Source organism: Amycolatopsis keratiniphila (genome assembly GCF_000400635.2).
Lineage (GTDB): Bacteria > Actinomycetota > Actinomycetes > Mycobacteriales > Pseudonocardiaceae > Amycolatopsis > Amycolatopsis keratiniphila.
Genome location: NC_021252.1, coordinates 8,595,125 through 8,618,187, shown reverse-complemented (window position 1 = coordinate 8,618,187; position 23,063 = coordinate 8,595,125). Strand labels below are relative to the sequence as shown.

Here is a 23,063-nt window from a genome sequence, read left to right as displayed (position 1 = left end):
TAGTCGTTAACCTGCGGTCATGGCGAGAGTGGCGAAACTGGTCTATTACCCGGTCAAAGGCTGCGCGGGAACGTCGGTCGAAACGGCCGACGTCACCCCCGCGGGGCTGAGGTTCGACCGGTCCTGGATGGTCGTCTCCCCGGAAGGCGAGTTCCGCAGCCAGCGCAAGCATCCGGTGATGGCGTCGATCCGGGCCGAGGTGCTCGACGACGGCGCCCGCCTGCGTCTCGCCGCTCCCGGCGTCGAAGACCTTCTGGTCGAGACGGTCGCGGACGGGCCGAGGCAGCCCGCCGCGACGTTCACCTGGCAGGGCAAGGGCGTCCACCAGGGCGACGAGGCCGCCGAGTGGTTCTCCGACGTCCTCGGCCTGCCGTCGGTGTTCGTCGGCCTCGCGCCGGAGCACGAACGCGTCACCAACGGCGAGATCCCCGGCACCGCGGCCTTCGCCGACGCACACGCGATCCTGCTCACCTCCGAGTCCTCTTTGGACGGTCTGAACGAGCGCATCGCGTCGCGCGGCGCCGAAGCCGTGCCGATGGACCGCTTCCGGCCCAACATCGTCGTCGCGGGCTGGCCCGAGCCGCATCGTGAGGACGACGTCCGCTCGCTCACCGCCGGTGGCGTCGAACTGGGCTACGCCAAGGTCTGCATCCGCTGCACGGTGCCGATGGTCGACCAGGAGACCGGGAAGAAGGCCGGTCCCGAGCCGATCCGGTCGCTCGCCGACTACCGCCGCGAGCCCGAGGGCGGCGTCTCGTTCGGGATCAAGATGGCGGTGACCGGGCCGGGTCAGGTGTCCGTCGGCGACGAGGTGATCGTGCACTCCTGGGCGGGTCCCAGCCCGAGCACCTCCGACGCCGAGCCGCCGTTCACGGCGACCGCGAGCCGTCCCGCGGAATCGGTGTAGAGCACGTTCCGGCCCGGCGGCACCGTGCCGAAGGTGTCGCCGACCAGCGCCTTCACCAGGACGTGTTCACTGCTGACCGAGACCGTGCCCGCCAGCCCGGCCAGTTCGAGGTCGGCGGGGCTCGCGGCCAGCTGGACGTTGCCGAAGTGGTCGACCGTGAGCACTTCGGCCACCAGCTTGCCGGGGAACACCGCGACGAACGGGTCCGGCAGCCGCACGAGGTCGTCGACGCGCGGCCCGAACTCCTCGGGCGCGACGCCGAGCGCGAGATGCGCCGCCGCGGGGGCGAAGACGTCGCGCCCGTGGAACGTCGACGACGTCACCGGAAGGCGGTATTCCGGCGCCGCGAGTTCGTACGCGGCTATCACCCCGCTGAGTGTTTCGGCGGCGGGAATGAGGAGCCCGTTGTCCGGGCCGACGAGCATTCCGCGTTCGGTGACCACCACGACGCCGCGCCGCGCGGTGCCGACGCCGGGGTCCACGACGGCGAGATGGACGGACTCCGGCAGATACGGCGCGGTCTGGGCGAGCACCTCGGCGCCGGTCCTGACCTGCTGCGGAGGGATCTCGTGGCTCACGTCGATCACCCGTACGGACGGCGCGATCCGCGCGATCACGCCGTGGCACGCGGCCACGAAACCGTCGCTCAGCCCGTAGTCGGTCGTGAACGAAACGCAGTGGATCGGCATGATCAGCCATCATCCTTGATCGCTAGGGTGCAGCCGTGACGACGCTCGAATACCCGAAGATCGCCGCCGGCAAGGTCCGTGAGCTCTACGCCGTCGATGACGAGCATCTGCTGCTCGTCACGTCCGACCGGATCTCCGCCTACGACGTCGTCTTCGACACGCCCATCCCGGACAAGGGGCGGGTGCTCACCGCGATGAGCGTGTTCTGGTTCTCCCTGCTCTCCGATGTCCTCCCCAACCATCTGGTCTCCTACGAAGACGAACGCATCCCCGCCGAGGTCCGCGGCCGCGCGCTGCTGGTGCGGCGGCTGGCGATGCTGCCGCTCGAAGCCGTCGCCCGCGGATACCTCACCGGTACCGGTCTCGCCGATTATCGCGCGCGCGGCACGGTTTGCGGCGTCGAACTTCCGCCCGGTCTGACCGAATCGTCCCGCCTTCCCGAGCCGATCTTCACGCCCGCGACCAAGGCCGACCGCGGCTCACACGACGAGAACATCGCCTTCTCCGACGTCGTCGGGCAGCTCGGCCGCGAGCGGGCCGAGGAGGTCCGCGAAGCGACGCTGGCGGTGTACCGCCGCGGCGCGGAGTTCGCCGCCGAACGCGGCATCCTCCTCGCGGACACGAAGCTCGAATTCGGTATCGACCGGGAGGGGAACCTCGTGCTCGCCGACGAGGTCCTGACCCCGGATTCCTCGCGCTACTGGCCCGCGGGCGGTTACGCGCCGGACAGCCCACAGCCGTCGTTCGACAAGCAGCCCCTGCGGGACTGGCTCACCAGCCCCGCGTCGGGCTGGCACCGCCGGGACAGACCGGGGTCACCACCCTTGCCGGAGGACATCGTCGCCGCCACACGGGCGAGGTACATCGAATCGTACGAACGCATCACCGGCCGGTCGTTGCAGGATTGGCCCGCCTGACCTGCGGCGTTCACTCCGTCGTCAGTCCGGCGCAAGGCGGCGCTGGCTCACTGGTGGGGTGGATGCACGTTTGCTGGTTTCCCTGTCCGGCGTGACCACCCGGACGTTGCACCGCTGTGCCGATCTCGCGGCCGAACTCGACCGGCGCAGGGTCCCGTTGTCCGTGCTCTACGCCGCTCGCACCGGCGAGGGCCCCGTGACCGAGTGGGTCCGGACGCGCCGCACCAGCGGCGACTCCGTCCTCCTGCACGGGTACGACCACCAGATTCCACCCACGCACCGCGCCGTCTACCTGGGCAAACGTGCCGAATTTGCGGCACTGCCCGCACACGAGGCGCGGCTGCGCCTGATCGCGGCGAAGGCGGCGCTCGACACGAACGGCATGACCGTCGACGGTTTCGCGCCGCCGCGCTGGGTCGCGTCGGAAGGCACCTTGCAGGCCCTGCGCGAACACGGGTTCACGCTGTGCGCGGACCTGGTCTCGGTGCGGGACCTGGTGTCCGGTGAAGTCCAGCGCGCCAGGGTGCAGGAGTTCGGCGGACCGTCGCACCGCACGGAGACCGTCCGGTGTTTCGCGCTGGTGCTGGCCGCCGCCAGGGCCGCGCGCCGCGGCGGGCTGGTGCGGCTCGGCATCGACGCCGCGGACCTCGCCCGGCCGGGACTGCGGCAGGCGTTCCTCGACGCCGTCGACGTCTCGCTGGAGAACCGCGCGTTCGGAACCACGTACGGCTCGCTCTCGCGAACGCGGGTTAAATTGTCGGGATGACCGACGAGGCCGGCGCACCGGCGACGCTGATGCGGCTCTGGCGCCGGTCGGAGCGCCCCACCCGCGGCAGGCCGTCCGTGCTCGACATCGACGGTGTCGTGGCGGCCGCGGTGGACCTCGCCGATCGCGAAGGCGTCGCGAACGTGACGCTGGCGAACGTGGCGAAAGAGCTGGGCGTCACGAAGATGTCGTTGTACCGCCACATCGGCTCGAAGGCGGAACTGCTGGAGCTGATGGCCGACTTCGCCGTCGGCGATCCGCCGAGCCTGGAGCCCACCGGCGATTGGCGGGCCGAGCTCACCACGTTGGCCGAGGCCAACCGTGACGTGCTGATGCGCCACCCGTGGCTGGTCGAACTGCCGCTTTCCAGCCCGCCCGCCGGACCGCACGCGGTCGCCTGGATGGACGCGTTCCTGCGGACGCTGCGCGACACCGGTCTCGACTGGGGGACCAAGGGCGGGATCCTGGTGCTGATCGGCGGCTATGTCCGCCTCGCGTGCGCGCAAGCCCTCCAGCTCGCCGAGGGCCGGAAGGACAGCGGGCTGACCCAGGCGCAGGCGGAGCGGGCCTACGGCCAGGGCCTCGCCGAGCTGATCGACCCCGAGCGCTTTCCCGACGCCGTGGGCTTCCTGACCTCGGGCCTCGGCGACTCCGGACAGAACTCCGACTTCGACTTCGGTCTCGGCGTCGTCCTCGACGGCATCGCCGCTCTGATCGACGCGAGCTGACAAACGCCTCCTCCGTCATTAGTATCCGTCGGACATTAATTAGTGTACGTTGGATACTAAAGGGGGAACCATGACATCGACACCGATCGGTGAGCGCGTGCTCGCCCCGGATCTGGCCAGGGGTTTCGCGCTCCTGCTGGTCGCGCTGGCGCATACCGCGAGCATCTTCCTCGGCAACACGCCCGGCGTCGATCAGACGCCGGAAGGCCTGGAGCGGCCGTACTTCGTGGTGCTGTTCGTGCTCGTCCACGCGTGCGCGCTGCCGCTGTTCGGCATGATGCTCGGCTACGGGATGGTGCAGTTCGCCGATCGTCAGGAGGCGCTGGGGCAGCCGTGGCCGCGGACGCGCGGCATCTTGCTCCGCCGTCACGCGTGGCTGCTGGTTTTCGGCGCCGTCGACGGGGTGCTGTTCTTCTCCGGCGACGTGCTCGGCGCGTACGGCGTGATCGGCATGGTGTTCACCCTGCTGCTCCTGAAGCGCGGTAAGGGTTTCTATCGGATTCCGGTGCTATACCTTGGTTTCGGCGTCTGCTACCTCGCCGTGCTGATGTACCTGGTGCTCACCGGGAGCTCCGGGAGCGCGCCCGTCCCGTCCGTCGAGGGCACGTCTTCACTGGCGCCGACCTTGGGCGACGCCGTGCGCGAACGGCTCGTCGAATGGCCGATGAGCACGGCGGTCCTGCTGTCGTCGATCCTTTTCGTCTGGGTGGGTGCGTGGGCCGCGAAGAAGCGCGTCCTGGAGGAACCGAATCGGAAACTGCTCCTTTTCAGCCTGTTCGGCGGCTTCGGTGTCGCGATCGCGGGTGCGCTGCCGATGGGACTCTTCGCCGGTGACTACGCCGGCTTCGACGAAGAGACCGCCGGGCTCGTCAAGCTGATGTACGAGGGAGCGGGCCTGTTCGGCGCCATCGGCTACATCAGCCTGTTCGGGCTCATCGGCATGGCGGTCGGCGGGAAACGCCGAGGCGTCGTGGTCACCGCGATCTCGGCGCTCGGGCAGCGCACGCTGAGCGCCTTCCTGTTCCAGTCGGTGGCGTGGCTGATCCTGGCGCCGCCGTTCATGCTGGGGCTGAGCGGCAGCACGTTCGTCGCGGCCGCGTGCGGGCTCGGCGTGTGGCTGCTGACGGTCGTCGTCGCATACGTGATGCACTGCCGGGCATATCGGGGACCGGCGGAGATCCTGGTGCGGAAGCTGGCGTACCGGAGCGGGGGTCGATGGTTCTGGTGAACCTGTATTCGCTCACCCACTCGGCTTGCCCCCGCCTGCTGTCGCGGCGGAGCCGATGTCGGCGAGTGGGGAGGATTGGGGACGTTCAGTGTCCGGAATCTTCCCCGCTCGGCATGACCTTGATCAACGGAGGATTCGGGACATCCAACGTCCCGATTCCTACATCGTCGGCACCTGGCACGCCGAGTTCCAGCGCCATCGACCCCGAGACCTTCGACGGCCGGTCCGATCACGCCACGTTTGCCCTGCCTTCAGTGGAAACAGGTGTCGCGAAAGCCACTTTCGCAACCTTCAACGTTGCGAAAGTGGCTTTCGCAACGCCATCGGGGGCGGCACGGCGTACCGGACCTAAAGCTTCACCGGCTCCCCGACATCGAGCACCTTCACCTCGGTGCCTTCCGGCGCGAGATTCGAGAACAGGCCGTAGTGCATCTGCGGCCGCGCGAGGACGGCCTCGTGGATCGGGACGGCGAGGCGCGGCGACACCGCACGCAGGTAGTCGACCGCTTCGCCGGCCTTGAGCCACGGGGCGCCGGTGGGCAGGCCGAGGACGTCGATCTTCTGTTCCGGCACGAAGAACGAGTCGCCCGGGTGATAGAAGGCGCCGTGATCGACCACGTAGCCGACGTTCGGGATCACCGGGATCTCCTCGTGGATCACCGCGTGCTCACCACCGACTACATTGATGGCGCTGGGCCCGATTTCGTAGGCGTCGCCGGGGTTCGCGATCTGGAACTCGGTGCCGATCTTCCCCACCGCTTCGGCGGAACCCGGATCGACGATCAGCCGCACGCCGGGGTTCGCCTCCAGCAGCGCGGGCAGCCTGTCCATGTCGAGGTGGTCGAAGTGCTGGTGCGTGATCAGGATCGCGTCCAGCTCGCGCTCGCCCTCGAAGCCCGCCGAGAAGGTGCCGGGGTCGATCAGGATCCGCGCGCCCTCGGTCTCCAGAAGCGTGCAAGCGTGTCCAAAGTGGACAATACGCATCGGTGTTCTCCTTCGCGGTAGGTCGATTCCAGCCTAGGCCCGCAGGAGGGCGTCGCCAAGTTCGGTGCGCCGGTAACGGACTTCGCGGCCGCGCCGCCGGGTGTCGAGCAGGCCGGCGGCGTGCATCGCGGTGAGGTGCTGCGAGACCGTCGGCGCCGAGAAGCCCAGCCGTCGGGCCAGTTCGGTGGTGCTCGCGGGTTCGTTGAGCATCGTGAGCAGCGCGGCCTTCGTCCGGCCGAGTACTCCCGCGAGCGCGCCCGGCGGACGTTCGGGGTCCGACCAGAGTTCGGCCACACCACGGGCCGGATAGAGCAGCGAAGGCTGCCACGGCTCCATCGTGATCACCCCGACCGAAGGCCACGCGAAGACGCCGGGGATCAGCAGGAGCCCGCGCCGGTCGAGGTGGACTCGGCCGCGTTCCTTCATCTCGATCACCAGGACGTCGTCGACCAGCCGCACCCTCGGGTGGATGTCCTCCAGCACCAGCGCGATCCCGCCGGCGGCCAGGCGCCGCGAGCGTTCCTCGATGTCGGCGACGAGGAACCGCCGCATCCGGGGCCAATGCGGTTCGACCAGTTCGGTCCAGGCGATCTCCATCTGGTCCGCCAGCAGATCCCTCGCCACGGCCGGGTCTTCGGGGAGCCCGCTCAGCTCGGCGTCTACTTTGGACAGTTCGTGGGCGACCTGGTCCGGCGGGGTGCGGCGGATTTCGGCGAGTTGAGCGGTCGCGGTGGTCTCCGGTCCGCTCGGCGGCGGACTGAGGAAGTCGGTGATGTAATGCCGCGCGCTCATCACCTTGGCGAAGCCGTCGATGGGCAGGTCCGGCAGTTTCGCGGCCGCCTCGCGCAGCCACGGCAGATGACTCGGATGCCCGCGCCGTCCGAGCAGGGTCTGCATCGCGCCCATGGTCTCGTCGAGCGGGGAGATGCCGAAGCGGACGCGGTTGGCGCTCTCGGCGGTCAGGACCAGCTCGATCATCGGATTAGGCTATTTCCTAATCAATGGTCCGCGCCAGCCTGGGTTCGGCAGGGTCTCCTGGTATGACGTTGCTGCGTAATTCCGGGTATTGGCGCTGGTCGGCGGGGGTTCAGCTGAACCGGCTGCCCGCCACGATGGCGCCGCTGGCCTTCACCGTGCTGACCACCGCGACGACCGGTTCGTACCGGCTCGGCGGGGTCATGATGGCCGTTTTCGTCGCCGCCGAGATGGTCGGCGCCGTGCCGACCGGACGGCTGCTCGACCGCGTCGGCCCCGCCCGCGGTCTCGTCGTGCTGCTTCCCTTGGTCGCCGCCGGGCTGTTCCTGCTGGCCGCGGTCGCTTCCGCCGGAGCCCCGGACTGGGTGATGCTCGCGCTGGCGATCCCGCCGGGCCTGGTCGCGGGCGGGCTGAACGGCGGTTTCCGGACCCTGCTCGCCGGGACGGTGACCGAAGAGGAGCTGCCGAGGGCCGTTTCGGTGGACGCGATGATCCTCGAAGGCGTCATCGTCGGTGGACCGCTGCTGGTGGCGCTCCTGGCGACGTCCGGGCCTGCCGTACCGGTCCTCGCGATGGCCGTCGTCGCTCTGCTCGCGGCACTGCTCGTGCCGCGGCGGACCGTCCGGCGAGATCCACAAAGGACAGTCGAGCGGCAGTCGATCCCGGTCGCCGCCTGTGTGCCCTGGCTGGCGGGGTTGTTCACCGTCGGGCTCCTGCTGTCGACCATCGAAGTCGGGCTGCTGCCGCTCGTCCAGCGCCTCGGCGCCCCGGATTCGGCGACGGCGATCGTCATCGTCGTGCTGTGCGCCGCCAGCGTCACCGGGAGCGCGCTCTACGCGGCGCGGGGGAAGGTCGGCGATCCGCGGCTGTTCCTGGCCGGCTTCGTGCTCGGCGGGATCGTCGTTTCGGCGGGCTTCGGCTGGGCCGGGCTGCTCGGCGGGGTCGCGCTGATCGGGCTCTGCACCGGTCCGCTGATGGCCGTCTCGTCGGTCAACCTGCAGAAGCTGCTGCCGGAACGCCGCCGGTCCGAGGGGTTCTCACTGGCCTTCACCGTGCAGGCGTCCGGCTTCGGGCTGGGCTCGTTGGCGATCGGTGTCCTGCCGGTCTGGCTGTGCCCCCTTCTCGGTGTCCTTGCGGCGCTCGTCTCCTGTGCGATGCTGGTGGCACGCCCCAGGCGAGCTATTGGCACGCCGTCAGTAACGTCGTAGCCTGGGCTTTGAGCCGAGACACGGGAGAAGTCGATGACCGCAGTCCAGCCGAAGCCGACCGCGCACAGCGTGGGGGAGACCTTCGATTCCCTCAGCCCGGCGACCGACGAGGTCGTGGGCACCTACCCGGTGCACAGCAAGGAAGACGTCCGCGCCGCCATCGCCCGCGCGAAGGACGCCGCCGAATGGTGGGCCGGGCTCGGCTACGACGGCCGCGCCGAACGTCTGCGCCGCTGGAAGGGCGTCATCACCCGCAGGCTGCCGCAGCTGTGCCAGGTCGTGCGCGACGAGACCGGGAAGCCGATCGCCGACGCGCAGCTGGAGAGCGTCCTCGCCATCGAGCACATCGCGTGGGCGGGCAAGCACGCGCGCAAGATCCTCGGCAAGCAGCGCCGCGCGGCCGGGCTGATGATGTCGAACCAGGCGGCGACGGTGGAATACCAGCCGCTCGGCGTCGTGGGCGTGATCGGCCCGTGGAACTATCCCGTGTTCACCCCGCTCGGCTCCATCGCCTACGCGCTCGCCGCCGGCAACACCGTCGTCTTCAAGCCGAGCGAGTACACGCCCGGCGTCGGGAAATGGCTGGTCGACGCGTTCAACGAGGTCGTCCCGGAATGGCCGGTGCTGCAGCTGATCACCGGCTTCGGCGAGACGGGCGCTTCGCTCGTCACGGGCGGTGTCGACAAGATCGCCTTCACCGGTTCGACCGGGACGGGCAAGAAGATCATGGCCGCCGCCGCCGAGACGCTGACCCCGGTGATCATCGAGGCCGGCGGAAAGGACGCCGTGCTCGTCGACGCGGACGCCGACCTGGAGGCCGCCGCGGACGCGACCGTCTGGGGCGCGTTCTCCAACTCGGGCCAGACCTGCATCGGCGTCGAGCGCGTGTACGTCCACGAGCGCGTGCACGACGAGTTCGTCGCGAAGGTCGTCGAGAAGTCGAAGGACGTGCGGGCCGGTTCAGACGCGGCCGCGCAGTACGGCCCGGTGACGATGCCTTCGCAGCTCTCGGTGATCAAGCGCCACATCGCGGACGCCATCGAGCGCGGCGGCAAGGCACTGGTCGGCGGCGTCGACGCGGTCGGCGACCGCTACGTGCAGCCGACGGTGCTCGTCGACGTGCCCGAGGATTCCGCGGCGGTGCAGGAGGAGACGTTCGGCCCGACCGTCACCATCGCCAAGGTCCGTGACATGGACGAGGCCGTCGCGAAGGCCAACGACACGAAGTACGGCCTCGGCTCGACGGTGTTCTCGAAGTCGCGCGGCATCGAACTGGCCGGACGGCTGCGCACCGGCATGACGGCGATCAACGCGCCGCTTTCCTTCGCCGGTATCGCTTCGCTGCCCTTCGGCGGCGTCGGCGATTCGGGCTTCGGCCGGATCCACGGCCCGGAAGGCCTGCGCGAGTTCGCCCGCCCGAAGGCCGTGGCGCGGCAGCGGTTCACCGCGCCGATCGTGCTGACCTCGTTCTCCCGCAAGGAAAAGACCGACGCGCTGGTCGCGAAGCTGATCACGGTGCTGCACGGAAAGCGCTGACGCTTCTCCCTCGGATGTCATGAAAGGGTCGTTCCTGACGAAAAACGTCAGGAACGACCCTTTCATGACATCGAGCGCTACTTGCCCCGGATGAGGTCCGCGGCCTTCTCCGCCACCATGATCGTCGGCGCGTTCGTGTTCCCGCGCGGCACCACGGGCATCACCGAAGCGTCCACCACCCGCAGCCCCTCCACCCCGCGCACCTTCAGCGACGGATCGACGACGGCGTTCTCGCCCGTCCCCATCGAGCAGGTCCCCACCGGGTGGTACAGCGTCTGCGTCTTCTCGCGCACGTAGTCGGCCAGTTCATCGTCGGTCAGGTCGTGCCGCTCCGGCAGGAACGGTTTGTCCAGATACCGCGCCAGCGGGCCGGACTTCCCGATCTCCACCAGCGCGCGCATCCCGGCGAGCATCTTCTCCATGTCCACGGACTCGGCGTAGTAAGCCGGATCGATTTCGGGCTTCCACAAGGGATTCCCCGACTTCAACCGCAGACGGCCCCGGCTCGCGACGTCCACGAGGGTCGCCGCCGACGTGAAGCCCGGCACCGTCGGTTCGCGCATCCCGTTGTCGTAGAACAACGTCGGCGCGACGTGGATCTGCATGTCCGGCGGCGAAACCCCGTCCGCCGCGGGGAAGAACGCGCCCGCTTCGCCGATGTTCGAGGCGAGCGGGCCGCGTTTGGTGAGCTGGTAGCGCACCAGGCCGCCGGGCGTCGCCGCGTCCACCAGGTCGGTGGTGCCGCGCGTCGACCAGATGATCCCGCAGGCCGGGTGGTCGTGCAGGTTGTCGCCGACGCCGGGTAGCGCGGCCACGACGTCGATCCCGTGCTCACGCAGATGTTCCGCCGGGCCGACCCCGGAGAGCATCAACAGCTGAGGCGAGTTCACCGCACCGCCGCTCAGCAGGACTTCGGTCGACGCGCGCACGGTCGTTTCGGCACCTCGGTCCAAATAGGACACACCGACCGCGCGGGTGCCTTCGAAGACGACGCGGGTGGCTTGCGCGTTGGTCCGCACGGTGAGGTTCGGGCGCGACAACGCCGGCCGCAGGTACGCGTCGGCCGTCGACCAGCGGCGGCCCTTCTTGCAGGTCACCTGGTAGAGGCCGGCGCCCTCCTGCGACTCGCCGTTGAAGTCGTCGGTGCGCTTGAGTCCCCAGGCGACCGCGGAATCCACCCAGGCGAGCGACAACTCGTGGGTGAAACGGCGGTCCTCGACGTTCAGCGGGCCATCGGTGCCGTGCAGTGGCCCACCGAGCCGCTGGTTCCCTTCCGCCCGTTTGAAGTACGGAAGGACGTCGTCGAAACCCCAGCCCTCGGCGCCGTGCCCGTCACGCCAGCCGTCGTAGTCCGCGCGGTTGCCGCGGATGTAGATCATCGCGTTGATCGACGAGCAACCGCCGAGCGTCTTCCCGCGCGGCCAGTACAGCGACTGGCCGGTGTGCTTCTGCTCGACCGTCTCGTAGTTCCAGTCCCACTTCGTCTTGAACAGACCGGGGAACGCGGCGGGGATGTGGATCTCGTCGGCGTCGTCCTCGCCGCCCGCTTCGAGCAGGAGCACCCGCGCCGACGGATCCTCGCTCAGCCGGTTCGCCAGTACGCATCCCGCGCTGCCCGCGCCGACGATCACGTAGTCGAAGGAGTCCTGATCGGCCACGGTGCCTCCTGCTGCTCGCCCGGTGTTGACGCCCCGCCAATGGGCTCATCTTGGCCCAGCGCCGCGCTCCGAGCATCCCCCAGACGAAGGATCGGTGCGAGCTCAGTCGGAGTCGGGTGAAAAAGAGGTCACGCAGGGGCCGCCCTCGGCGTCGTCCTCGGTCTCGATGCGGCCGGGGTTCCGGACGCCGTCGACCTCGCCCGACAGGTGCAGGATCGTCTGCTTCGCGGTGGTCAGCACGTCGGCGTTGTCGACGGTGTACCTCGCCTCACCGTGGATGATCTGCTGCACGCCGTCGCGCGTCGTGTCCGCCACCTTCTCGCACAGCACGGACAACGCCGCCGGGATGTCGCGCGCGTTGATCGCGTCGACGAACTTGTTCCCCGCCTCTTCCCCGGTCTTGACGTCCGGACGGGGCGACGGCTTCGTCTCGAGGCTCGGCAGCGGCTCGGGCTCGCCGCCGACCTTGGCGTCGCGCACGCACCAGCCGCCCTCACCGGGGATCATCGCGATCCCGACGGTCTGGCCGCCGGTGGTCAACGCGGCCGAGTACTCCTGCGGCGCACGCTGGTGCGCGGGCGTGCTCAGCTGTGCGCCTTCGGAGACGGCCGCCATCTGCTCGAAGGTGTACGACCGCTTCGAGCGGATCGGGCACCAGAGCTGACTGACGCGACCCTCGCCCACGCCGTTCACGAACGACTGGCCCAGCTGCTCGGGCGTCGCACGCGAGGTGGTGTCGGGCTTGGTCTTGAAGAACCCCGGCGTCACGAAGCCGGTGAACGCGACACCGCCCGCGATCAGGACGAACACCAGCGCCAGCGTGATCCAGAGCCCGGTCTTCGACTTCTTCGGCGGTGCGTACTGCCCGTAGGTCATGCGGCAACCGTAGTGAAGTAGGCTCGGGCGGTACCCACGACCTGCGTGAATAAGGAGCAGCCTGCCGTGGCCCGAGTCGTCGTCGACGTCATGCCCAAGCCCGAAATCCTCGACCCGCAGGGCCAAGCCGCGCTCGGCGCGGCCGGTCGTCTCGGCTTCACCGGGATCACCGGGATCCGTCAGGGCAAGCACTTCGAGATCGAGGTCGACGACTCCGTCGACGACGCGACGCTCGAAAAGATCGCCGAAGGTTTCCTCGCGAACCCCGTCATCGAGCAGTGGACCATCAAGCGGGTGGACGCGTGAGCGCCCGCATCGGGGTCATCACCTTCCCCGGCACGCTCGACGACGGCGACGCGGCCCGCGCGGTCCGCTACGCCGACGCCGAGGCCGTGCCGCTGTGGCACGCCGACGAGGACCTGAAGGGTGTCGACGCGGTCGTCGTCCCCGGTGGCTTCTCCTACGGCGACTACCTGCGCGCCGGCGTCATCGCCCGGTTCGCGCCGGTGATGTCGTCGGTGATCGAGGCCGCCCACAAGGGCATGCCGGTGCTGGGCATCTGCAACGGCTTCCAGATCCTGTGCGAGGCCGGGCTGCTGCCGGGCGCGATGATCCGCAACGCGGGCCTGCACTTCATCTGCCGCGACCAGTGGCTGCGCGTCGAGAACACCGAGACCGCGTGGACCACCCGGTACGACAAGGGTGCCGAGATCCTCATCCCGATGAAGAACATCGACGGCTGCTTCGTCGCCGAGCAGAACACGCTCGACGAGCTGGAGGGTGAGGGCCGCGTGGTGTTCCGCTACGTCGGCGGCAACCCGAACGGTTCGCGCAACGACATCGCCGGGATCCGCAGCGAGAACGGCCGCGTCGTCGGGCTCATGCCGCACCCGGAGCACGCCATCGACGCCCTCACCGGGCCCTCCGACGACGGCCTCGGCATGTTCTACAGCGCCGTGGACGCTCTCGTCTCCGCTTGAGTCAAATGTCATGAAAGGGTCGTTCAGGACGAAAAATGTCCTGAACGACCCTTTCATGACACTTCAGGAGGCGGCGGCGACCAGGGCGGCGTAGGGCCCACCGGCCGCCAGCAGTTCCGTGTGCGAGCCCAGCTCGGTCACCCGTCCGCCCTCGATGACCGCGACCCGGTCCGCCGCGGCCGCGGTGTGCAGCCGGTGCGCGATCGCGATCACCGTGCGCCCTTCGAGCACCGCGCTCAGCGACCGCTCCAGCTCCCGCGCCGAGCCTGTGTCCAGCAGCGACGTCGCCTCGTCCAGCACCAGCGTGTGCGGGTCGGCCAGTACGACCCGCGCCAGCGCCAGCTGCTGCGCCATCGCCGCCGGGACCGCGACCGCCCCGGCCCCGACCTTCGTGTCCAGCCCGTCCGGCAGGCTCGCGACCCACTCCGAAGCCCCGACCGAAGCCAGCGCGGCCAGCAGCCGTTCGTCGGTCCAGTCCCCGGCCGGGAGCGTGAGGTTGTCCCGCAGCGTCCCCGCGAACACGTGCTGCTCCTGCGTCAGCAACAGAACCTCGCCGCGCAGGACGTCGTCCGGCAGCGTCGACACCTCGGCGCCGCCGATCCGCACCGAGCCCGACGTCGGCGCCGACATCCCGGCCAGCAGCCGTCCCAGCGTCGACTTGCCCGCCCCGGACGGCCCGACGATCGCCAGCCGCTCACCGGCGGGCACTCGCAGGTCGATCCCGTGGAGCACTTCGCGGTCCGCGTTGTAGCCGAAGCGCACGTCGCGGACCTCGATGTCCTGGCCGCGCGGCGCCTCCGAAGCCTCATCCGAAGCCGGAGCGGGCCGGACACCCAGCAGCCGCCGCAGCGAGACCCCGGCCACCTGGATGTCCGCGAGCCAGAACAGCGCCTCGTTCAGCGGACCCGTCATGACCTGCGAATACAGCAGCATCGCGGTGATCGTGCCGAGCCCTTCCCAGCCGTTCGAGTAGGCGAGCAGGCCGAGCCCGAGCATCACCGGCACCGGCAGCACGTAGCTGATCTCCAGCGACGGGATCCACCGCATCTGCAGCGCCCGGATCTTGCGTTCGCCCAGCATCGACGCGTCGAGACCGTCGTGCCCGGTCCGGATCCGGCGGCCGGTCAGACTCAGTGCCTCCGCCGTCCGCGCGCCCTCCGCGGTCTCGTGCGTGGTGGACTGAAGCTCGGACCACTTGTCCAGCATCCGCCGCATCACGTCCGGGATCCGCCGCTGGTACCAGATGTTCACCGGTACCAGCAGCGGCAGCGCGACCAGCAGGCCCAGCGCCAGGAACGGGGACGTGATCACCATCGCCACCACGGTGAACACCACCGTGACCGCGGCGATCAGGATCTCCGGCGCGCCGAAGCGCACCGCGTGGTCGATACGGCTGACGTCGGTGGTCGCCCGGCTGAGCAGGTCGCCGGTGCCCGCGGCCTCGACCGTCCCGAGCGGCAGGTTCAGCGCGTTCCCGACGAACTCCTCGCGGTTGTTCGCGAGGATCCGCTCGCCGAACACCCTCGCGCGAAGCCGCGCCAGGCCCTTGAACCACGCCTGCGCGCCCAGCACGACCACGAACGCGATCGCCAGCCAGGTAATCGTGGCGGTCGTCGTGCCTTCGACGACCTCGTCCACCAGCGCGCCCAGCAGTCGCGGCCCGGCCAGCCCGATCGCGGTCGCGACGCAGAACAGGCCGAGCATCACGGAGAACTCGCGCTTGTTGGCGCGCGCGGTCTCCTTGATCCATCGTCGAACGTCCTTCTTGTCTGCCAGCGGCAGCTTTTTCATGCCGGTACTTTCGAATCGATGACCTCGTCGGCCACATGTGTCCACAAAGGACTTTGACTGAACACGACGGTGGTCTTGCCGCGCCGCAGCTTGGCGACGCGTTCGGCTATGCGGGCTTCGGTATGCGCGTCGACGGCCGAGGTCGGCTCGTCGAGCAGCAGGACGTCGGCGTCGGTCGCCAGCGCGCGGGCCAGGTTCAGCCGCTGCCGCTGACCGCCGGAAACCTCACGTCCGCGTTCGCCGATCACCTCGTCGACGCCGTTGGGCAGCGCGTCCACGATGTCCTCGGCGTCCGCCGCGTACAGCGCTTCGGTGATCTCGACGTCGCCGGGTTCGGTGGGGCTGACCTGCTCGCGCAGCACACCGGAGAACCAGATGTCCTGGTTGTGCGCGAACACGACCCGCCGCCGCAGCTCGTCGAGCGCGACCCGGTCCACCGGAACGCCGCCGACGAGGGCAGGTTCACTCGGATCGGTGAACCGCGCCATCCGCGACGCCACCGCTTCGGCGTCGGCCCCGACGTCGATGACGGTCAGCTTCCCGGCCTCGACCTTGATCCCGGACGTCTCGTCGTACAGGTCCAGCGGGCCTTCCGGCAGCGGCACCGGATGCTCCGGCTCGGCGAGCGTGCGTTCGGTGGACAGCAGCTTGCACACCTTCCGCGCCGAAACCAGCGCGGCGCTCAGCACACCCGCGAACTCGGTCGCCGTCGTCACCGGGATCACCAGGAACACCGAGATCCCGTAGAACGTGATCAGCTCGCCGACGCGGATGGTGCCGTTCATCGTCGCCTGCGCGCCCAGCCAGGTGATGGCCACCGTGACCAGTCCCGGCAGCGCGATCTCCGCGGCCGCGAGCCACGCTTCGCTGCGTCCGACCTGGACACCGGCCGCGCGGACCTTCTGGCTGGAGCGGCGGAAGCGGTCGAGGAACTGCTTCTCACCGCCGACCCCGCGAAGGATCCGCAGGCCGGAGACGATGTCCGCGGCCAGCGCGTTGACCTCGGTCTTCTCCTCGCGCTGCTTCGTCTGGCGCTTCTCCAGCGGCTTCAGCAGCGGCCCGATGCCCACCACCGCCAGCGGGACACCGATCAGCGCGACCACACCGAGCAGCGGCGACGTCGTCAGCAGCGCCGTCGCGCACACGATGAAGGCGATCAGCGAACCGAACGCCCGCCCGAGCACCTCGAAGGAGTCACCGATCGGGTTGATGTCGCTGGTGGTGATCGCGACCACGTCACCCGTGGTGGTCGTGTCGCGCAAATTCGCGCCCAGCTTCGCCGCGTGTTCGGTGGCGAGGCGCTGCGTCACCCCGGCGCCGTGGATCCAGCAGCCGTAGGACGCGAAATGCTGCACCGTGCCCGCGAGCGTCTGCGCGATCCCGAGCCCGGCGGCCGCGAGGCCCCACAGCCAGACGGAATCGCCGTCGCCGCGGCCGATCGCGTCGATGCCCCGGCCGATCGCGACCGGCAGGAGGGCGATCGGCAACGACCACAGCGCACCGCTGATCGCCGAGACGGCGAGCAGTCCCGGACGCGCGAGCATCATCCTGACCAGGTACCGCCAGGCCGTCGGCTTGGCGGGCAGTCGCAGTCGCGGAAGCGGATATGTGGCGGAAAGCACGATTGCCGACGTTAAGCCGATCACCGTCGCGGGCGCGACCGATTTATGTGTGGGCGACCGAGAGGTGAACAACCCTCTCCCTTATTCTGGCGGCCGTGGCGAACCCTGATGCGGACACCGTGACCAGCACCGTTGACACCACTCAACACGCCGAGGCGACCCCCGAGCAGACCCAGCCGTACGTCGAGCTCGGCCTCGCCGACGACGAGTACGCCCGGATCCGGGAGATCCTCGGCCGCCGTCCGACCGACGCCGAACTGGCGATGTATTCGGTGATGTGGAGCGAGCACTGCTCGTACAAGTCGTCGAAGAAGCACCTGCGCTACTTCGGCGAGACCGCCACTCCCGAAATGAAGGAGAAGATGCTCGCCGGTATCGGCGAGAACGCGGGCGTCGTCGACATCGGCGAGGGCTGGGCGGTCACCTTCAAGGTCGAGAGCCACAACCACCCGTCCTACGTGGAGCCGTACCAGGGCGCCGCGACCGGCGTCGGCGGCATCGTGCGCGACATCATGGCGATGGGCGCGCGCCCGCTCGCGGTGGCGGACGCGCTGCGCTTCGGCCCGGCGGACGCCCCCGACACCCGCCGCGTGCTGCCCGGCGTGGTCGCCGGCGTCGGCGGCTACGGCAACTGCCTCGGCCTGCCGAACATCGGCGGCGAGCTGGTGTTCGACCAGAGCTACTCCGGGAACCCGCTGGTCAACGCCCTGTGCGTCGGTGCGATGCGCGTCGAGGACCTGCACCTGGCCTTCGCCTCGGGCAAGGGCAACAAGATCATCCTGTTCGGTGCGCGCACCGGCCTCGACGGCATCGGCGGCGTGTCCGTCCTCGCCAGCGACACCTTCTCGGGTGACGAAAGCTCGGGCGGCCGCAAGAAGCTGCCCAGCGTCCAGGTCGGCGACCCCTTCACCGAGAAGGTGCTCATCGAGTGCTGTCTCGAACTGTTCGCGCAGAAACTCGTCGTCGGCATCCAGGACCTCGGCGGCGCCGGGCTCTCCTGCGCGACGTCGGAGCTCGCGGCCGCCGGTGACGGCGGTATGCACATCTACCTCGACCGGGTTCCGTTGCGGGCCACCGGAATGACCCCGGCGGAGGTGCTCTCCAGCGAGTCGCAGGAGCGTATGTGCGCGGTCGTCTCGCCGGAGAACGTCGAGGCGTTCATGAAGGTCTGCGAGAAGTGGGACGTCATCGCCACCGACATCGGCGAGGTCACCGACGGCGAGCACCTGGTCATCACCTGGAACGACGAGATCGTCGTCGACGTCCCGGCACACACCGTGGCGCACCAGGGCCCGGTGTACGACCGGCCGATCCAGCGTCCGTCCACGCAGGACGCTCTGCAGGCCGACACCTCGGCGAAGCTGCCGCGTCCGTCCACTTCGGACGAACTGCGCGCCGACATCCTCAAGCTCATCTCGTCGCCGAACCAGGCGTCGAAGGAATGGGTGACCTCCCAGTACGACCGCTACGTGCGCGGCAACACCGTTTCCGCGCAGCCGTCGGACTCCGGTGTCATTCGCATCGACGAGTCGACCGGCCGCGGTGTCGCCGTCTCGACCGACTGCAACAGCAAGTTCGTCTACCTCGACCCGTACGAGGGCGCGAAGCTCGCGCTGGCCGAGGCGTACCGCAACGTCGCCACCAGCGGCGCGAAGCCGGTCGCGGTCTCGGACTGCCTGAACTTCGGCGCGCCGACCGACCCGGGCGTGATGTGGCAGTTCGAGCAGGCCGTGCACGGTCTGGCCGACGGCTGTGTCGAACTCGGCATCCCGGTCACCGGCGGCAACGTCAGCTTCTTCAACCAGACCGGTGACGTGGCCATCCTGCCGACCCCGGTGGTCGGCGTGCTCGGCGTGATCGACGACGTCACCCGCCGCATCCCCACCGGGATCGGCGCCGAGGCCGGGGAAACCCTGCTGCTGCTGGGCGAAACCCACGACGAGCTGGACGGCTCCGCCTGGGCGCGCGAACTGCACGGCCACCTCGGCGGCCGCCCGCCGCGCGTGGACCTGGCGCGCGAGAAGCTGCTCGCCGACATCCTCATCGCCGGTTCGCGCGACGGCATGATTTCGGCCGCGCACGACATCTCGGACGGCGGCCTGATCCAGACGCTCGTCGAGACCGTCCTCATCGGACAGTGCGGTGCCCGCGTCTTCCTCGACTCGGAGCAGGATCCGTTCGTGCAGCTGTTCTCCGAGTCCGCGGGCCGGGTGCTGGTCGCCGTGCCGCGTACCGAGGAACTGCGGTTCACCGAGATGCTTACCGCGCGCGGCCTGCCGTGGCGCAAGACCGGCGTGGTGGACCCGGAGTCGGGCTCGCTCGAACTCCAGGGCATCACGGAGTTCACGTTGGACGAGCTTCGGGAGCCGTGGGAGCGCACGCTCCCGGCCCTCTTCGACTGACGCCTCGTGAGTGGCAAGGACGGTTCTAACCGTCCTTGCCACTCACGAGCCGGGAAGCGTCGATCCGGAAGGGAACTTCGCGCCCTCAAACGACGGCGACTCCGCGAAGGTGGCCACGCTGAAGTCGACGGGTTTCCCCACGACGAGATAATCCAGCGACACCTTGCGTTCGAAGCTCGCCCTCGTGAGGTCGAGCGTCCCGTGGATGGTCACGTCCTTGAGCGAGAACTTCCCGGAAATCTGGGCGTCGGTGAGATCCAGGTAGCTCGCCACCTCGCAGCGATCCGCGCCCAACCAGCCGACCCGCCTGCCGAGCAGGCCAAGTTTGTCGAGCCGCGCGTCGCTGAGGTTGAGCGAAAGCGTCGGCCCGGTGGTGCCGGCATGGGGAAGGATGTCGCGGATCAGCCGCTCGGCCGCGCGCCGGACCAGCCGTTCGCGTTCCGCGGCCGCCTCGGTTTCGTTGTCCCAGTCGGTCTTGCTCGGGAACTTCGGATGGTCGAATGGCCGCCGCAGGTAGGCGCACAGCACGTCGAGCACCGTCTGCCGGTACTCCGGCCGGGTCCTGGCCAGCCCCGCGAGCGAATGCATCGCGCCGACCCGGACCTGATCGGCCTCGTTGCCCAGCAGTTCGATCGATTTGGCGAACCGCTCGTCGGAGATCCGGCTGCGCTCGATTTCGTGCCGGTCCTCTTCGGTCCGCCGTCGCCGGTCGTTGAGCCACAGGCCGTAGAGCGCGGCGATCGCCCCGCCCGCCAGCGCGCCGGTCTTGAGCGCGTCGCCGCGGCTGGTCGCGCGATCCGTGAGCAGCCAGGCGGTGACTCCGACGAGCACCACGACCGAGGACAGCAACGTCCACAACAACGGGGACTTGAGCAGGCGTCTCATGAGTCCTTCATCGTGAGCCGGGCGCGGCCGTCCGGAAGGGTTTCGACGGACCAGTCCGCCGGGAGTTCGTGATCCCTCGCCGGGTCCACCGACGTGTTGTAGAGCGACACGGAACCCGGTGCCTTGCGGAACTTCAGGTCCCCGAACCCTTCGAACCGCGCACGGCGAAGATCCAGTGCCCCCTCGAATTCGGCGTCGGCGAAGATGGCGTTCTTCGCGAAGACACTGTCCTTAAAGGACGTTTCGCCCGCGAACACCGTGTAGGAGAACTCCGCGTCTTCGCTGAACTGCACCCCGCTGAACCAGGCCCGCTGCTCGAACTTGGCTTCGTTGCAACGGAAGTAGCCGATCCGCTTGCCCGTTTCCGTCCCGGCGCCGGTCAAGTAAACCGGCCCGAGGAATACGCAGCCGGACAGGTTGGTGCTGCTGTACAGGCCGGCATAACGGAGCAGCAGCTTGCCGACCTTCCGCTCGGACAGGTCGAAGTACTCCAGTACCGCACCGGTCAGGTCGAGGTCGTAACCGGGCGCGTCCGCGTCATCCGCGGCCGGCAGCAGTTCCCCGATGAGGCGCTGGGCGGTCTGCCGAACCTGGAGTTCCTGTTCCTGCTCAGGTTCGCCGCGTTCGGGAAGCTTGTTCCCCGGACGTTTCGCCTCTCCTTCATAACGCGGGTGGTCGAACGGCCGCCGCAGGTACGAGCACAGGATGTCCAGCACGGTCTGCCGGTAGAGCTCGCGACCGCGGGCCAGCCCCGCCAGCGCGTGCAGGGCCCCCACCCGCACCTGGTCGGCGTCGTGCCCGAGGAGCTCGACGGCCTTCGCGAACCGTTCGTCCGAGATCCGGTCCCGGTCCTGGTCGGCCCGCCGCAGCTCCAGCTCCTGCCGTTGCCGCTCGACCTCCTGCCGCCGTTCCTCCACCCGGCGCCGCCGGTCGTTGAGCCACAACGCGTACAGCGCGACGATGGCGGCGCCGGCGACACCGCCGGTCTTCAGCGCCTCGCTGCGGCTGGTCGCCGGATCAGTCAGCAACCAGCCGCCGACCGCGAGCAACAGGACGAACGAGAGGACGAACGTCCACAGCAACGGGGAGCGGAGGAACCGCTTCATCGGGCCTTGGAGACCAGAAGCGAGGAGACGCACCAGGCGCCGGACTGGCTCTGCGCGAACATCGTGCCCTTGGCGTCCTCACCTTCGACCGTGCCGGTGATCTCGGCCATGACGAGGTTGGTGGTTCCCTGCGTCCGCTTGACCTCCGCCGTGGAGCCCGGCGGAAGGAAGACGTCGAGCACGGAGCCCATGCTCGACCGCCGGTTTTCACAGGCCAGGGCGATCGCCCCTTGCCGGTCGCCCGACGAGATCTTGGCGAGGAAGTCCTGGATGACCTTGACGCCCTGAGGGTCGCCGGAACTGCTGCCGCCGCTTTCGGTGCTCCGCGGGGTCCTGGTCGTGCTCGACTTCGGGCTGCTGCTCTCCGGCGCGGAGGTCGGCGCGGGCTCGGACGACGGGGGCGGCGCGGCCGCGGGCTCGTCCTTGCTCAGCAGGAAGCCCGGCGCGACGAACCCGGTGACACCGAACGCCACCAGCACGACCACGCCGATCACGATCCCGATGATCAGTCCGGTCTTGCTCTTCGGCGGCGGCGCGGGCGGGCCACCGAAGCCCTGCTGGTAACCCTGCTGATTCGGGTCCCAGCCCTGCTGCGGCTGCTGGTACTGCTGGGTCTGGTCCCAGCCCTGCTGGGGCTGCTGCTGGTACTGCTGCGTCTGGTCCCAGCCCTGCTGCTGGCCGTACTGCTGCGGCTGACCGTACTGCTGGTTCGGGTCCCAGCCACCCTGCTGCGGCTGCTGTCCCTGGGGGTCCTGGCCATAGGGCTGGCCTGGCTGGGGTGGGTACGTCATCGGTCTCGCCTTCCGTGCTGGGGCCTGAGGCTGGAGATCAGACGACCGGCGGTCAGCGCTGGTTCCGGATCCGCCCGTGCCAGGGATTTTCAAGGGGAAGGTACCCCGCGCGCCAAAACGGCTCCCGGCCGAGGCCGGGAGCCGTTTCTTCACGGAATGCGCAGCTCAGCCGTTGGCCAGTGCCTGCAAGCGGTCGTAAGCGCCGTTGAAGGTGTTCTGGTCGAGCGGGCTGGAGGTGTACTGCCACACGGTGTAGTAGCTCCAGCCGTAGGGCAGCGTGCCCACGGTGGACGCGTAGCGCGCGATCCACAGCGGGACCGTGCCACCGAAGTTCTGCGACGTGCCGACGCAGGTGCTCCACCAGCTCGTGGAGGTGTAGATGACGGGCCAGCGGCCGGTGCGCGCCTTGTAGCGGTCGTGGAACGCCCGGATCCACGAACCCATGGCGGACTGGCTCAGGCCGTAGCAGGTCGCGCCGTACGGGTTGTACTCCATGTCCAGCGCGCCCGGCAGTGTCTTGCCGTCACCGGACCAGCCGCCGCCGTTGTTGACGAAGAAGTCGGCCTGCGCCGCGCCGCTCGAGACGTTCGGCAGGGCGAAGTGGTACGCGCCGCGGATGAAGCCCTTGTTGTAGGAACCGTTGTACTGCTGGGCGAAGTACGGGTTCTTGTAGCTCGTGCCTTCGGTGGCCTTGGTCCACACGAAGCGCTTGCCCTGGTTCCACCAGTAGTTCCAGTCGACGTTGCCCTGGTAGCTGGCCACGTCCATCCCCGCGACCGTCGCGAGCACGCCGACCTCGGGCTGCGGCTGGGCGGCCTTGGCCTTCGAGTCGGGGGTGGAGTTGTCGCCTTCCACGCGCCGGATCTGCGATCCGATCGTGTGGTCGTTCTGCTGGAGATCCTGTTCGATCGACATGATTTCAGGGGACGGGGCGGCCGACGCCTGGACCGTGCTGCTGAGCAGGAGCAGCGCGGAGCCGACGGCGATGGCGATTCTTCGGGAAGTGCGCATTAC

The 23,063-nt window shown here is 69.1% G+C and carries 21 protein-coding genes; 10 read left to right on the top strand and 11 right to left on the bottom strand.

Going from position 1 to position 23,063, the window contains the following annotated elements; all coding sequences use genetic code 11:
• The first annotated feature begins 19 nt into the window (after positions 1-19).
• Entirely contained in the window at positions 20-907 is an 888-nt protein-coding gene (locus tag AORI_RS80060; protein ID WP_043848458.1) for an MOSC domain-containing protein, read from the top strand.
• Here the strand turns inward: AORI_RS80060 and AORI_RS83165 are convergent.
• Positions 790-1,596 carry an SAM hydrolase/SAM-dependent halogenase family protein gene (locus AORI_RS83165; protein ID WP_123798691.1) on the bottom strand — a complete coding sequence of 269 codons (807 nt, stop codon included), beginning with the start codon at positions 1,594-1,596 and terminating at the stop codon, positions 790-792. The genes AORI_RS80060 and AORI_RS83165 overlap by 118 nt on opposite strands.
• A gap of 35 nt (positions 1,597-1,631) precedes the next feature.
• Here AORI_RS83165 and AORI_RS80055 point away from each other — a divergent pair, with 35 nt between their 5' ends.
• From AORI_RS80055 to AORI_RS80040, 4 genes are all read left to right on the top strand, one after another.
• The gene (locus AORI_RS80055; protein ID WP_016338053.1) at positions 1,632-2,513 is read left to right on the top strand and encodes a phosphoribosylaminoimidazolesuccinocarboxamide synthase; all 882 of its coding nucleotides are present in this window, start codon (positions 1,632-1,634) and stop codon (positions 2,511-2,513) included.
• A 58-nt stretch (positions 2,514-2,571) separates the two neighbouring features.
• Positions 2,572-3,279 (top strand): DUF2334 domain-containing protein, encoded by a 708-nt coding sequence (locus tag AORI_RS80050; RefSeq protein ID WP_200870948.1) that lies wholly within the window; start codon positions 2,572-2,574, stop codon positions 3,277-3,279.
• Positions 3,276-4,007, top strand: a complete 732-nt coding sequence (locus AORI_RS80045; protein WP_016338051.1) for a TetR/AcrR family transcriptional regulator — start codon at positions 3,276-3,278, stop codon at positions 4,005-4,007. The genes AORI_RS80050 and AORI_RS80045 overlap by 4 nt, the downstream gene beginning before the upstream one ends.
• 70 nt (positions 4,008-4,077) lie before the next feature.
• Positions 4,078-5,235 (top strand): DUF418 domain-containing protein, encoded by a 1,158-nt coding sequence (locus AORI_RS80040; RefSeq protein WP_016338050.1) that lies wholly within the window; start codon positions 4,078-4,080, stop codon positions 5,233-5,235.
• Between the two features lie 348 nt (positions 5,236-5,583).
• Here the strand turns inward: AORI_RS80040 and AORI_RS80035 are convergent, their stop codons facing one another.
• Both AORI_RS80035 and AORI_RS80030 read right to left on the bottom strand, forming a co-directional pair.
• The gene (locus tag AORI_RS80035; RefSeq protein WP_016338049.1) at positions 5,584-6,219 is read right to left on the bottom strand and encodes an MBL fold metallo-hydrolase; all 636 of its coding nucleotides are present in this window, start codon (positions 6,217-6,219) and stop codon (positions 5,584-5,586) included.
• A 33-nt stretch (positions 6,220-6,252) separates the two neighbouring features.
• Positions 6,253-7,197, bottom strand: coding sequence for a DUF5937 family protein (locus tag AORI_RS80030; RefSeq protein WP_016338048.1), 945 nt, complete (start codon positions 7,195-7,197; stop codon positions 6,253-6,255).
• Positions 7,198-7,259: 62 nt separating this feature from the next.
• Here AORI_RS80030 and AORI_RS80025 point away from each other — a divergent pair, with 62 nt between their 5' ends.
• Positions 7,260-8,402 (top strand): MFS transporter, encoded by a 1,143-nt coding sequence (locus tag AORI_RS80025; protein ID WP_016338047.1) that lies wholly within the window; start codon positions 7,260-7,262, stop codon positions 8,400-8,402.
• A gap of 33 nt (positions 8,403-8,435) precedes the next feature.
• Complete coding sequence (locus AORI_RS80020; RefSeq protein WP_016338046.1) at positions 8,436-9,938, top strand: aldehyde dehydrogenase family protein; 1,503 nt, start codon at positions 8,436-8,438, stop codon at positions 9,936-9,938.
• 77 nt (positions 9,939-10,015) lie between these two features.
• Here AORI_RS80020 and AORI_RS80015 read toward each other — a convergent pair whose 3' ends face one another.
• A complete protein-coding gene (locus tag AORI_RS80015; protein ID WP_016338045.1) occupies positions 10,016-11,596 on the bottom strand; it encodes a GMC family oxidoreductase in 1,581 nt (526 codons plus the stop codon).
• 102 nt (positions 11,597-11,698) lie between these two features.
• A complete protein-coding gene (locus AORI_RS80010; protein ID WP_016338044.1) occupies positions 11,699-12,472 on the bottom strand; it encodes a hypothetical protein in 774 nt (257 codons plus the stop codon).
• Positions 12,473-12,538: 66 nt separating this feature from the next.
• Here AORI_RS80010 and purS point away from each other — a divergent pair, with 66 nt between their 5' ends.
• Positions 12,539-12,778: a phosphoribosylformylglycinamidine synthase subunit PurS gene (gene purS, locus AORI_RS80005; RefSeq protein WP_005152565.1), complete on the top strand. Its 240-nt coding sequence runs from the start codon at positions 12,539-12,541 to the stop codon at positions 12,776-12,778.
• Positions 12,775-13,452, top strand: a complete 678-nt coding sequence (purQ, locus tag AORI_RS80000) for a phosphoribosylformylglycinamidine synthase subunit PurQ (protein ID WP_016338043.1) — start codon at positions 12,775-12,777, stop codon at positions 13,450-13,452. The genes purS and purQ overlap by 4 nt, the downstream gene beginning before the upstream one ends.
• A gap of 63 nt (positions 13,453-13,515) precedes the next feature.
• Here purQ and AORI_RS79995 read toward each other — a convergent pair whose 3' ends face one another.
• Together AORI_RS79995 and AORI_RS79990 are read right to left on the bottom strand one after the other, a co-directional pair.
• A complete protein-coding gene (locus AORI_RS79995; RefSeq protein WP_016338042.1) occupies positions 13,516-15,243 on the bottom strand; it encodes an ABC transporter ATP-binding protein in 1,728 nt (575 codons plus the stop codon).
• Entirely contained in the window at positions 15,240-16,865 is a 1,626-nt protein-coding gene (locus AORI_RS79990; protein ID WP_016338041.1) for an ABC transporter ATP-binding protein, read from the bottom strand. Before AORI_RS79990 ends, AORI_RS79995 begins: the two co-directional genes overlap by 4 nt.
• Positions 16,866-16,984: 119 nt before the next feature.
• On the opposite strand from AORI_RS79990, the gene purL reads away from it, so the two are divergent.
• Positions 16,985-19,267, top strand: a complete 2,283-nt coding sequence (gene purL, locus AORI_RS79985; protein ID WP_016338040.1) for a phosphoribosylformylglycinamidine synthase subunit PurL — start codon at positions 16,985-16,987, stop codon at positions 19,265-19,267.
• Between the two features lie 42 nt (positions 19,268-19,309).
• On the opposite strand, the gene AORI_RS79980 is transcribed toward purL, so the two are convergent.
• The 4 genes from AORI_RS79980 to AORI_RS79965 all read right to left on the bottom strand — a co-directional run bounded on the left by AORI_RS79980 (position 19,310) and on the right by AORI_RS79965 (position 23,060).
• Positions 19,310-20,152, bottom strand: coding sequence for a hypothetical protein (locus tag AORI_RS79980; protein ID WP_016338039.1), 843 nt, complete (start codon positions 20,150-20,152; stop codon positions 19,310-19,312).
• Complete coding sequence (locus AORI_RS79975) at positions 20,149-21,258, bottom strand: pentapeptide repeat-containing protein (RefSeq protein WP_016338038.1); 1,110 nt, start codon at positions 21,256-21,258, stop codon at positions 20,149-20,151. The genes AORI_RS79980 and AORI_RS79975 overlap by 4 nt, the downstream gene beginning before the upstream one ends.
• Positions 21,255-22,049, bottom strand: a complete 795-nt coding sequence (locus AORI_RS79970; protein ID WP_016338037.1) for a hypothetical protein — start codon at positions 22,047-22,049, stop codon at positions 21,255-21,257. The genes AORI_RS79975 and AORI_RS79970 overlap by 4 nt, the downstream gene beginning before the upstream one ends.
• 165 nt (positions 22,050-22,214) lie before the next feature.
• Positions 22,215-23,060, bottom strand: coding sequence for a lysozyme (locus AORI_RS79965; protein WP_016338036.1), 846 nt, complete (start codon positions 23,058-23,060; stop codon positions 22,215-22,217).
• Positions 23,061-23,063: the final 3 nt, after the last annotated feature.

Bases quoted from the DNA above. Each gene is read 5' to 3' on its own strand.
- AORI_RS80060 (WP_043848458.1), top strand. From the start codon at position 20: ATGGCGAGAGTGGCGAAACTGGTCTATTACCCGGTCAAAGGCTGCGCG.
- AORI_RS83165 (WP_123798691.1), bottom strand. From the start codon at position 1,596: ATGCCGATCCACTGCGTTTCGTTCACGACCGACTACGGGCTGAGCGAC.
- AORI_RS80045 (WP_016338051.1), top strand. From the start codon at position 3,276: ATGACCGACGAGGCCGGCGCACCGGCGACGCTGATGCGGCTCTGGCGC.
- AORI_RS80040 (WP_016338050.1), top strand. From the start codon at position 4,078: ATGACATCGACACCGATCGGTGAGCGCGTGCTCGCCCCGGATCTGGCC.
- AORI_RS80035 (WP_016338049.1), bottom strand. From the start codon at position 6,219: ATGCGTATTGTCCACTTTGGACACGCTTGCACGCTTCTGGAGACCGAG.
- AORI_RS80030 (WP_016338048.1), bottom strand. From the start codon at position 7,197: ATGATCGAGCTGGTCCTGACCGCCGAGAGCGCCAACCGCGTCCGCTTC.
- AORI_RS80025 (WP_016338047.1), top strand. From the start codon at position 7,260: ATGACGTTGCTGCGTAATTCCGGGTATTGGCGCTGGTCGGCGGGGGTT.
- AORI_RS80020 (WP_016338046.1), top strand. From the start codon at position 8,436: ATGACCGCAGTCCAGCCGAAGCCGACCGCGCACAGCGTGGGGGAGACC.
- AORI_RS80010 (WP_016338044.1), bottom strand. From the start codon at position 12,472: ATGACCTACGGGCAGTACGCACCGCCGAAGAAGTCGAAGACCGGGCTC.
- AORI_RS79995 (WP_016338042.1), bottom strand. From the start codon at position 15,243: ATGAAAAAGCTGCCGCTGGCAGACAAGAAGGACGTTCGACGATGGATC.
- AORI_RS79980 (WP_016338039.1), bottom strand. From the start codon at position 20,152: ATGAGACGCCTGCTCAAGTCCCCGTTGTTGTGGACGTTGCTGTCCTCG.
- AORI_RS79975 (WP_016338038.1), bottom strand. From the start codon at position 21,258: ATGAAGCGGTTCCTCCGCTCCCCGTTGCTGTGGACGTTCGTCCTCTCG.
- AORI_RS79970 (WP_016338037.1), bottom strand. From the start codon at position 22,049: ATGACGTACCCACCCCAGCCAGGCCAGCCCTATGGCCAGGACCCCCAG.
- AORI_RS79965 (WP_016338036.1), bottom strand. From the start codon at position 23,060: ATGCGCACTTCCCGAAGAATCGCCATCGCCGTCGGCTCCGCGCTGCTC.